Source organism: Streptomyces sp. NPDC002784 (genome assembly GCF_053592135.1).
On record NZ_JBSFVD010000027.1, the window covers coordinates 54,171 to 64,022 of the forward strand.

The following is a 9,852-nucleotide window of genomic DNA, read 5'->3' on the forward strand; positions in this document are numbered from 1 at the left end:
CGTCTCCTCAGGCGGTCTGGACGGTGATCGGCAGGCTCTTCACCCCGAAGATCTCGGGGCTGCGTTCGTAGTAGACGGGCGTTCCCACGTCCACCTGGCGGTAGCGGTCGAGGAGTTCGTTGAGGACGATCCGGGACTCCAGCCGGGCCAGCGGGGTGCCGATGCAGAAGTGGATGCCGTGGCCGAACGTCAGATGGGTGTTCGGCTTGCGGGAGATGTCGAAGCGGTCCGGCTCCGCGAAGTGCCGTTCGTCGCGGTTGCCGGACATCTGCCAGCACATCACCGGCACGTTCGCCGGCAGGGTGACCCCGGCGAGCTCGGTCTCCTGACGGGTGACCCGGGCCTGGAAGACCACCGGCGGGCGGTGCCGCAGCACCTCCTCCAGGGCCGCCGGCACCAGCTCCCGGTCCTCGCGCACCGCCTTCAGCTGGGCGGGCTCGTCCGCGAAGCTCAGCAGGGTGTTGCCCATCAGCAGCGACGTCGTCAGATGGCCCGCCAGCAGCAGGAAGTTCAGGAAGCTCACCGTCTCGCCGTCGGTCAGCGCGTCACCGTCGACCTCGGCTGTCACCAGGCGGCTGATCAGGTCGTCGCGCGGGGTCGTACGGCGGTCCTGGACGTGGCCGAGCAGATAGGCGTGCATCTCCTTGAGCCGGCCCGCGATCTGCTCGGGCATCGTGCCGTCGGGGACCGCGCCCACCGGCAGCTCGTAGTTGGTCGACAGCAGGGCCTCGCCCCAGCCGCGGAACAGCTCACGGTCGGCCGGCGGGATGCCCAGCATCTCCGCGATGACGATGACCGGCAGCGGATAGGCGACCGCGGAGACCAGGTCGAAGTCCGTCTCTCCGGCGACCGTGTCGAACAGCTCCCGGGTCAGCGTCTCCACCTTGGGCTCCAGCTGGGCGACCATGCGCGGGGTGAACGCCTGACTGACCAGCCGGCGCAGCTTGCCGTGCCGGGGCGGGTCCGTCATCGTGAGCACGCCCTCGGTGAAGTTGGGGGCGTCCGGGTCCGGCGGCGGCATGATCGCGCTGAAGTCGGAGCTGAAGACGTCCGGGGAGGACAGCACCTTCAGCAGGTCGTCGTAGCGGAACACGTGGGCCGCGCCGGTCATGTCGTCCCGCCACACGGGGTGCCGGTCGCGCATCGTCCTGAGCCAGTCCAGCAGTTGACTGCCGTCACCCACGCCGGTCGGGGGTCGTGGGACGTCGGGTGTCGCGGTGGCGTCCGTGGGTTCCATCGGTCGGGTCATCGCAGATTCACTCCTCGCGGGTGTGGTGCGGGCCGCTTCGCTGGAAGCGCGCGGGGTGTGGGTGGCCGGCCGGCCGCGGCGCCGTAGTGACCGTGCGCGCCCACGATGCGCAGGCGCAGACCGATACACCCCGCGCCCCCTGAAGGCGCGCTGCCGAACCGCATGCTTCCGGGCGGACGCTAGTACCCGGATCCGCCGCCGACCGGCGCCGTTGCCGGAAGCTGACGTCGTCCGGTCAGGAACGTGCCATCCGGGCGTCGGGGCCGGTTCGCCGACCTAGCGTTCCCCTCGAGTCGCAGTCGAACGTCCGCGTCAACCTGCCGGGCGTCGAGGGACGGGGGACCCAGCGTGCACGTGACGGTCGACGGCACCACCCGCTTCCGCGCCTACGGGCCGCGGCAGCTGGACGACATCGCCCGGCGCTTTCCGCTCCCGGACGCCGCGCGGGACACGGTCCGGCTGCTGTCACGGGTGCTGCCGTTCCGGGTGAACGAGTATGTGCTCTCCGAACTCGTCGACTGGACCCGGGTCCCGGACGACCCCATGTACCAACTCGTCTTCCCGCAGGCGGGGATGCTCGCCGAGGCCGACACGGCCGTACTGCGCCGGCTGGCCGGGCGCCGGGACGGCGACCGGGAGGTGGTCGCCGCGGTCCGGGAGATCCGGGGCCGGCTCAATCCGCATCCCGGCGGGCAGCAGGAGCTGAACGTGCCCCGCGACGACTCCGGTCCGGTCCCGGGGCTCCAGCACAAGTACCGCGAGACCGTCCTGTACTTCCCCGGCCAGGGCCAGACCTGCCACACCTACTGCACGTACTGCTTCCGCTGGGCGCAGTTCGTCGGGGACGCCGACCTGAGGTTCGCCGCGCCCGGTCCGGCCGGACTGATCCGGCACCTGCGCGGCCACCCCGACGTCAGCGATGTGCTGGTCACCGGCGGCGACCCGATGGTGATGACCGCCGAGCGGCTGCGCACCCATCTGGAGCCGCTGCTCGACGTGCCGACCGTACGGACCGTCAGGATCGGCACCAAGTCACCGGCCTACTGGCCGCAGCGGTTCGTCAGCGACACCGACGCCGATGACGTCCTGCGGCTGTTCGAGCGGATCGTCGGATCCGGGCGCACGCTCGCGGTGATGGCCCACTTCAGCCATCCGCGCGAACTGGCCACCCCGCTCGCCCAGCATGCCCTGGAGCGGATCCGGGCGACCGGCGCGGTGGTGTACTGCCAGGCGCCCCTCATCGGCCACGTCAACGACAGCGCCGCCACCTGGTCGGCGCTGTGGCGGGCCGAACTCGCCGCGGGCCTGGTGCCGTACTACATGTTCGTGGCCCGGGACACCGGGCCGCACGCCTACTACCGGGTGCCGCTCGCCCGCGCGGTGGACATCTTCCAGGACGCCTACCGTGAACTGCCCGGTCTGGCCCGGACCGTGCGCGGCCCGGTGATGTCGACCACCGTCGGCAAGGCCGTCGTGGACGGGGTGGAACACCTCCCCGAGGGGCGGTACTTCCGGCTGCGGCTGCTCCAGGCCCGCGACCCACGGCTGGTCGGGCGTCCGTTCCGGGCGCCCTGGTCGCCGACCGCCGCCTGGCTCGACGACCTGCGGTGCGAGACGGGCGAGGACGAGCCGCTGCACGCGGCGCTGACCGGCGAGGTCCGGGCGGGGGTGGCGCGATGACTTCCGGGATATCGCCCAACCTCGCCCTCGACCAGGAGGTCGCGCGGCTCCGGGCCGCCGGGCAGCGGGTGCTGCACCTGGGGTTCGGGGAGGCGTGGCTGCCGCTGCCCGCCGGTCTGGTGCGCACGCTCGGCGAAGCGGCCGGGCACACCGCCTACGGGCCGGTCGCGGGACGCCCCGAGGTGCTGGCCGCCGTCGCCGGGTACCACCGGAGGCGGGGGCTGCCCACCGAGGGCGGCCAGATCGTCGTGGCGCCCGGCAGCAAACCGCTGCTCATGGCGCTGGTCGCCGCCGTCGCGGGCGATGTGCTGCTGCCCCGGCCGGCCTGGGTGACGTACGGGCCGCAGGCGCGGCTGCTGGGGCGCCGGGCCTGGGGGGTGGACATCCCGCCGGAGTGCGGGGGCGTGCCCGAACCGGCCGCGCTGGCCGGGACGCTGGCCCGGATCCGGGAACAGGGGCGGCGGCCGGGGCTGCTGGTGCTGACCCTGCCGGACAACCCGACCGGCACCCTGGCGCCGCCCGAACTCGTCCGAAGGGTCTGCGACATCGCCCGCGACGCGGACCTCACCGTGGTCTCCGACGAGATCTACCGGGACCTCCTGCACGACCCCGCCACCGGGTTCCTCAGCCCTGCCGAGGTCGCGCCCGAGCGCACGGTCGTCACGACCGGCCTCAGCAAGACGCACGCCCTCGGCGGCTGGCGGATCGGTTCGGCCCGGTTCCCCGCCGGGGACCGGGGCGAGGAACTGCGCGCCCGTGTCCTCGCCACCGCGAGCGAGGTCTGGTCCTCGCTCGCCGGACCGCTCCAGAGCGTCGCCCGGTACGCCTACGACGAACCGCCCGAGCTGACCGGGCACGTCGCCCGCGGCGCCAGGCTGCACGCCGCCGTCACCCGGGCCGTGCACCGCGTCACGACCGAGGCGGGCGCCCGGTGCCGTACCCCCGGCGGCGGCTTCTACGTCTACCCCGACTTCGAGCCCGCCAGGGAGGCGCTCGCCGCGCACGGCGCCGTCGACTCGGCGTCCCTGGAACGGGTCCTGCTGGAGCGGGCCGGAGTTGCCGTGCTCGGCGGCCACCACTTCGGCGACGACCCGCACGCCCTGCGCTTCCGCGCCGCCACCAGCCTGCTGCACGGCGCGACCGACCGGCAGCGCCGCACCGCGCTGGACGCCGACGACCCCACCGCACTTCCCCACATCCGCCGCGAGCTGGAACAGCTCGCGCAGGCCCTGACGAAGCTGACGGCCTGACAGCCACCGTGCCCACCGGAGGGAATCACATGACCACGGGTGCCGAACCGGGCACACAGCCGTCGCTCGCCGGGTTCAGCGGGGACACCACCGTGTCACCGCCGAGCGGATACCAGCACCGGCTGCGCCAGGACATCGCCGTACTCGACTCCTGGCTCCTCGACTACATCAGTCAGCCGCATCCGCAGCTGCGCCGCAAGGGGGCCGTCTGCCCCTTCGTGCCGGCCGCGCTCCAGGCCGACGCGCTGCGCGCCGCCTTCCACTACGAGGTCTCCGGCAAGGACCCCGAGGAACTGCACGACCTGCTGGAGGAGGAGCTCACCCGGTTCGTGCGCCGGCCCGCCGAGAACTCCCTGGACAGCCTCGTCGTGGTACTGCCGGATCTCGCCGAGGCCGGGTACGCGGCCCTGGACGAGGTGCACGCCCGGCTGAAGGACACCGCCGTGGCGGGCGGCGCCATGATCGGCCAGTTCCACCCCGCCTGCGACGAACGCTCGGTGCGCAACGACGGGTTCCGCGTCTCGCGCTCCCCGCTGCCCCTGCTCGCCGTCCGGCACATGGCCGCGCACGACATCCTCTTCCTGCACGAACTCCCGCACTGGTTCGCCGCCTACCGCGAGCGCTTCGGCGCGCAGTTCACCGACGGCCGGGTCCGCGAGCCACTGATGCTCGGCCTGTACGCCTCGGCCGAGCGCCGCCACGTCCGGCGGAGGGAGTCCTGATGCGCCCCGCGGAAGCCGACGCCGCCGTCGCCGTGCGCGCGCTGCTGTACGCACCGCTGGTCTCGCGTGCCCTGTGCGGCGTGGCCGAACTGGGCGTCCCCGACGCCCTGCTGCCCGGCCCGCGGACCGCCGCCCAGCTCGCCCGGGACACCGGTGCCCACGAGGCCGCCCTCCACCAGGTGCTGACCGCGCTGAGCGCCTACGAGGTCTTCGAGGCGCTGCCGGACGGCCGGTTCGCCCTCGCCCGACTCGGCACCGCCCTCACCGCGGGCGCCCCCGGCAGCGCCCTGCCCAGCGCCCTGCTGGCCCAGGCCCTCACCGCGCGGGCCTGGCAGGGCATCCCGGACACCGTGCGCACCGGGACGCCCGCCTTCGACCAGGAGTTCGGCGCCGACTTCTTCGCGGTCCTCGACCAACGCCCTGACCTGCGTGACCTGTTCGACGCCACGCAGGCCCGGGACGTCGAGTTGGAGAGCGCGGCCATCCTGCGCGCCCACGACTTCTCCACGGCCACCACCCTCGTCGACGTCGGCGGCGGTGACGGTGCCCTGCTGTGCGCCCTGCTGACGGCCCACCCGGAGCTGCGGGGAGTGCTGCTGGACCGGCCCGCCGCGGCCGCCGCCGCCCGCGCCCGGTTCACCGCCGCCGGGTTCGCCGACCGCGCCGAGGCCCGCGAGGGGGACTTCTTCACCGCCGTACCGGACGGCGGGGACGTCTACCTGCTCCGCGAGATCCTGCACGACTGGGACGACGAGCAGTGTGTCACCGTGCTCGCCGCCTGCCGCCGGGCCATGCCCGCGCACGCCCGCCTCGTCGTCGTCGAACTCGCCGCCGACGACCGGCCCGGCACCGGCGCCGACGCCCGGATGACCGCGCTGATGACGCTCTACATGCTCGCCGTGCTGCCCGGCCGCGAGCGCACCCCCGGCGAGTTCGAGGCGCTGTTCGGCGCGGCGGGCCTGCGGCTCACGTCCGTCAGCCGGCTGACCGGACAGAAGGCCCTGTTCGTCGCCGCCCCCGAACCCGCCGACCCGTCCTCCCGAACGAGCCGTGAGCGGAGCACCGACCATGTCTGAGACCCCCGCACCACGCCACCCGCTGACCGGCCCGCAGCTCGGCGCCTACTACGGCCATGAACTGGACGGGCTGAAGTCGACGTACAACCAGGCCTCCTACCTGGAGATCACCGGCCAGCTGCGGGCCGGCCTGCTGGAGACGGCGCTCAGGCGGGCGGTCGCCGAGACCGACGCGCTGCGCATGCGGTTCGCGGCCGACGCCGACGGCCCCGTGCAGTACCCCGGCACACCCGAGCCGTTCGCCTTCCCGGTGGTCGACCTGACGGACCGGGACGATCCGCGGGCCGCGGCCGAGGCGTGGATGCGCGCCGAACTGGCCCGCCCCGTCGACCTGGCGACCGGGCCCACGCACGCCCAGGCGCTGTTCCTCATCGGCCCCGAGCGGCACCTGTGGTACCAGCGCTACCACCACCTCGTGCTCGACGGCTACGGCGTCTGGCTGCTCACCCGGCGCACCGCCGAGCTGTACGACGCGCTGCTCGCCGGCGCCGGCAACGCGGGCACCCCGCTGCGGCCCCTCGCCCACCTGATCGACGAGTACACCGCCTACCTCGACTCCGACGACTGTGCCCGCGACCGCGCCCACTGGCACCGGCGACTCGCCGAGCCGCCCGCCCCGGTGCTGCTCGGAGGCCGTAGCGCGCCCGCCGGACCGGAGTACATCCTGCACCGCACCGGTGCCGACGCCTCCGTCACCCGGGGCCTGCACGCCCTCGCCGAGCGGCTGGGGCAGCGCTGGACGCGCACCGCCGTGGCCGCCGTCGCCGCCCATGTGCACGCCGAGACCGGACGCCGGGACCTGCTGCTGACGCTGCCCGTCACCGGACGTACCGCACCGGCCGCCCGCGAGGTGCCGGGCATGCTCGCCACGATGCAGCCCCTGCTGCTCGACCACGACCCGGACGCCTCCCTCGCCGACTTCACCGCCCAGGTCGCCGAGCGGGTCGACGAGGCACTGGCCCACCAGCGCTACCCCTATGAACGGCTCCGCCGCGAACTGCGCACCCCGGCCGGCGCTCCCAAGCTGTACGGGCCGATCGTCAATGTGCTGGCCTTCTCCGCCGAGCCGGCGTTCGGCGGACTGCCGGCCGTACGGCAGTGGATCGCCATCGGCCCGGTCGACGACCTGGAGTTCATGATCCAGGAGTCGGCCACCGGGGAGCTCCAGCTCAACCTGTGGGCCAACCCCGCCGTCTACTCGTCCGAGACCGTGGCCCGGCACGGCGAGTCCGTGGTGGCGCTGCTCGGCCGGCTGGCCGAGGCCGGGCCGGACACGGCGATGGCCGGCCTCGGCGGGCCGAGGCCCGTCCGCACCGCCCCACCGGTCACCGGGACCGCGGCCGACCTCTTCGCCGCCCGGGTCGCCGCCGACCCGCATGCCCCGGCACTCCTTACCGATGGCGAACCCCCTCTGTCCTACGGCGAGTTGGATGTCCGGGCGGAGGCGCTCGCCCAGCGCCTGGCCGAGCGTGGGATCGGCCCGGAGAGCCTGGTCGCGCTCGCTCTGCCCCGGGGGCGGACCCTCATGACGGCCGTGCTGGCGGTGTGGAAGGCGGGGGCCGCGTTCCTGCCCGTGGACCCCGGCTACCCGCCGGACCGCGTCGAGTTCATGCTCGCCGACGCCCGCCCCGCGCTGCTGCTGACCGATCCGTCCGTCGACCTCACCGCGGTGGAACTGGCCGGACTGCCCCGGATGACGCTGCGCGCGGGTGACCCCGCTCCGGCTTCCCCGGTCTCCGTCCGCGCCGACCCCGCCCACCCCGCCTACGTCATCTACACCTCGGGCTCCACCGGCCGCCCCAAGGGCGTCGTCGTCACCCACGGCGGTATCGCCGACCTCGTGGCGACCCAGCGGACCCGGCTCGACGCCGGTCCCGGCGCCCGGGTCCTGCAGTTCGCCTCGCCCAGCTTCGACGCGGCGTTCTGGGAGACCGCGATGGGCCTGTTCAGCGGAGCCGCGCTGGTGGTGGAACCGGCCGACCGGCTGACCCCGGGGCCCGCGCTCGCCGCGACCCTCGCCCGGCACCAGGTCACCCACCTCACCGTCCCGCCCTCCGCCCTGTCCGCCATGACGGGCCTGGACCTGCCCTCCGTGACCACGCTCGTCGTCGCCGGGGAGGCGGTGACCGAGCAACTGGTGGGCACCTGGGCACCCGGCCGGACCATGGTCAACGCCTACGGCCCGACCGAGACGACGGTCTGCGCCACCACCAGCGGCCCGCTGACCGCCGACGGCGGCCCCGCCCCCCTCGGCACCGGCGTCCAGGGCACCCGCGTCCATGTGCTCGACGACACCCTGCGCCCGGTCGCCCCCGGGGGCACCGGAGAGCTGTACGTCGCCGGACACTCCCTCGCCCGCGGCTATCTGCGCCGGCCGGGGCTGACCGCCACCCGCTTCGTGGCGTGCCCGTTCGGCGCGCCGGGTGAGCGCATGTACCGCACCGGCGACCTGGTGCGGTGGACGGACGACGGGCACCTCCTCTTCGTCGGCCGCGCCGACGACCAGGTCAAGGTGCGCGGGCACCGGGTGGAGCCCGGCGAGGTGGAAACCGTCCTGCGCCGGCACCCGGACGTCGCCCAGACCGCGGTCACCGTCCACGGCGAGCTGCTCGTCGCCCACGTCGTCGCCGGACCCGGTGCGCGCGTCGACGGCGAGGCACTGCGCGCCTACGCCGCCGCGCGGCTGCCGGAGTACATGGTGCCCGGCGCCTTCGTCCTGCTGGACGCGCTCCCGCTCACCCCCAACGGCAAGACGGACCGTGCCGCGCTCCCCGCCCCCGACTTCCGGGCGGCGCCCGTCCCCGAGGACGCCGGCCGACCGCTCACCGGGCACGAGGACCTGCTGTGCCGGCTGTTCGCCGAGGTCCTCGGCCTCGACGAGGTGGGCCCGGGCGACGACTTCTTCGCCCTCGGCGGTCACTCGCTGCTCGCCACCCGCCTCCTGGTGAAGCTCCGTACGGCACTCGGCGCGGAGCTGTCGGTCGCCGACCTCTTCGACGCCCCCACCCCCGCGGGCCTCGCCGCCCGTCTCGCCCCGCTCCCGCCCTCGGGCCCGGTGCGCCGGGAACGGCCGGAGGTGGTGCCGTTGTCGTTCGCACAGCGGCGGTTGTGGTTCCTGCACCGGCTGGAGGGGCCGAGCGCGACGTACAACATCCCGTTCGTCCTGGAGGTGGACGGGCCGCTCGACCTCACCGTGCTGGAGGCGGCGGTCCATGACGTCGTGGCCCGGCACGAGCCGCTGCGGACCGTGATCGGGGAGCGGGACGGCGACCCGGAGCAGATCATCCGCGACCCCGCGCCGGATCTGGTGGCCGTCCCGTGCCGCACGGTCGCGGCGGACCGCCTTCCGGAAGCCCTCGCGGAGGCGGTCGCCCACCCCTTCGACCTCGGCCGTGAACTCCCCCTGCGGGTCAGTGTGTTCCGCACCGGCGCGGACCGGTGCTCGGTGCTGCTCCTGCTGCACCACATCGCCGGGGACGGCGCGTCCGTGCGGCCGCTGCTGCGGGACCTGACCGAGGCGTACGCGGCGCGGCAGCGCGGTGAGGCTCCGCGATGGGCGCCGCTGCCGGTGACGTACACCGACTACGCGCTGTGGCAGCACGAGCAGTTCGGGAAGGGCTCGGGGGAGAGCGTCGGCGAGGAGGGAGAGCATCCGGACCTGACGTACTGGCGCACCGCCCTCGCCGGTCTGCCCGACGCCCTGGAACTGCCCTCCGACCGGCCGCGCCCGGCGGTCAGCAGCCACCACGGTGCCGTGCACACCTTCCGCATCGAAGCGGACCTGCACCGGGCCCTGCTCGGCCTGGCGCGGGAGACGGGGACGACGCTGTTCATGGTGGTGCAGGCGGGTCTTGCGGCGTTGTTGTCGCGGCTGG

6 protein-coding genes are annotated in these 9,852 nt (G+C 74.3%); 5 read left to right on the plus strand and 1 reads right to left on the minus strand.

Going from position 1 to position 9,852, the window contains the following annotated elements; all coding sequences use genetic code 11:
- Positions 1 to 7: 7 nt before the first annotated feature.
- Positions 8 to 1,249 carry a cytochrome P450 gene (locus tag ACWD1Z_RS31650; RefSeq protein ID WP_451123361.1) on the minus strand — a complete coding sequence of 414 codons (1,242 nt, stop codon included), beginning with the start codon at positions 1,247 to 1,249 and terminating at the stop codon, positions 8 to 10.
- Between the two features lie 348 nt (positions 1,250 to 1,597).
- On the opposite strand from ACWD1Z_RS31650, the gene ACWD1Z_RS31655 reads away from it, so the two are divergent.
- From ACWD1Z_RS31655 to ACWD1Z_RS31675, 5 genes are all read left to right on the plus strand, one after another.
- Positions 1,598 to 2,929: a KamA family radical SAM protein gene (locus tag ACWD1Z_RS31655; RefSeq protein ID WP_451123363.1), complete on the plus strand. Its 1,332-nt coding sequence runs from the start codon at positions 1,598 to 1,600 to the stop codon at positions 2,927 to 2,929.
- On the plus strand, positions 2,926 to 4,179 hold the full coding sequence (locus tag ACWD1Z_RS31660; RefSeq protein WP_451123365.1) for a pyridoxal phosphate-dependent aminotransferase: 1,254 nt from the start codon (positions 2,926 to 2,928) through the stop codon (positions 4,177 to 4,179). The genes ACWD1Z_RS31655 and ACWD1Z_RS31660 overlap by 4 nt, the downstream gene beginning before the upstream one ends.
- Before the next feature lie 29 nt (positions 4,180 to 4,208).
- Entirely contained in the window at positions 4,209 to 4,901 is a 693-nt protein-coding gene (locus ACWD1Z_RS31665) for a DUF6875 domain-containing protein (RefSeq protein WP_451123367.1), read from the plus strand.
- On the plus strand, positions 4,901 to 5,977 hold the full coding sequence (locus ACWD1Z_RS31670; protein ID WP_451123369.1) for a methyltransferase: 1,077 nt from the start codon (positions 4,901 to 4,903) through the stop codon (positions 5,975 to 5,977). The genes ACWD1Z_RS31665 and ACWD1Z_RS31670 overlap by 1 nt, the downstream gene beginning before the upstream one ends.
- A partial coding sequence (locus ACWD1Z_RS31675; RefSeq protein ID WP_451123371.1) for an amino acid adenylation domain-containing protein occupies positions 5,970 to 9,852 on the plus strand: 3,883 nt, incomplete at its 3' end. The genes ACWD1Z_RS31670 and ACWD1Z_RS31675, both read left to right, overlap by 8 nt.

Excerpts from the sequence above, each read along its gene's own strand:
- ACWD1Z_RS31650 (WP_451123361.1), bottom strand. The coding sequence starts at position 1,249 with ATGACCCGACCGATGGAACCCACGGACGCCACCGCGACACCCGACGTC.
- ACWD1Z_RS31660 (WP_451123365.1), top strand. The coding sequence starts at position 2,926 with ATGACTTCCGGGATATCGCCCAACCTCGCCCTCGACCAGGAGGTCGCG.
- ACWD1Z_RS31665 (WP_451123367.1), top strand. The coding sequence starts at position 4,209 with ATGACCACGGGTGCCGAACCGGGCACACAGCCGTCGCTCGCCGGGTTC.
- ACWD1Z_RS31670 (WP_451123369.1), top strand. The coding sequence starts at position 4,901 with ATGCGCCCCGCGGAAGCCGACGCCGCCGTCGCCGTGCGCGCGCTGCTG.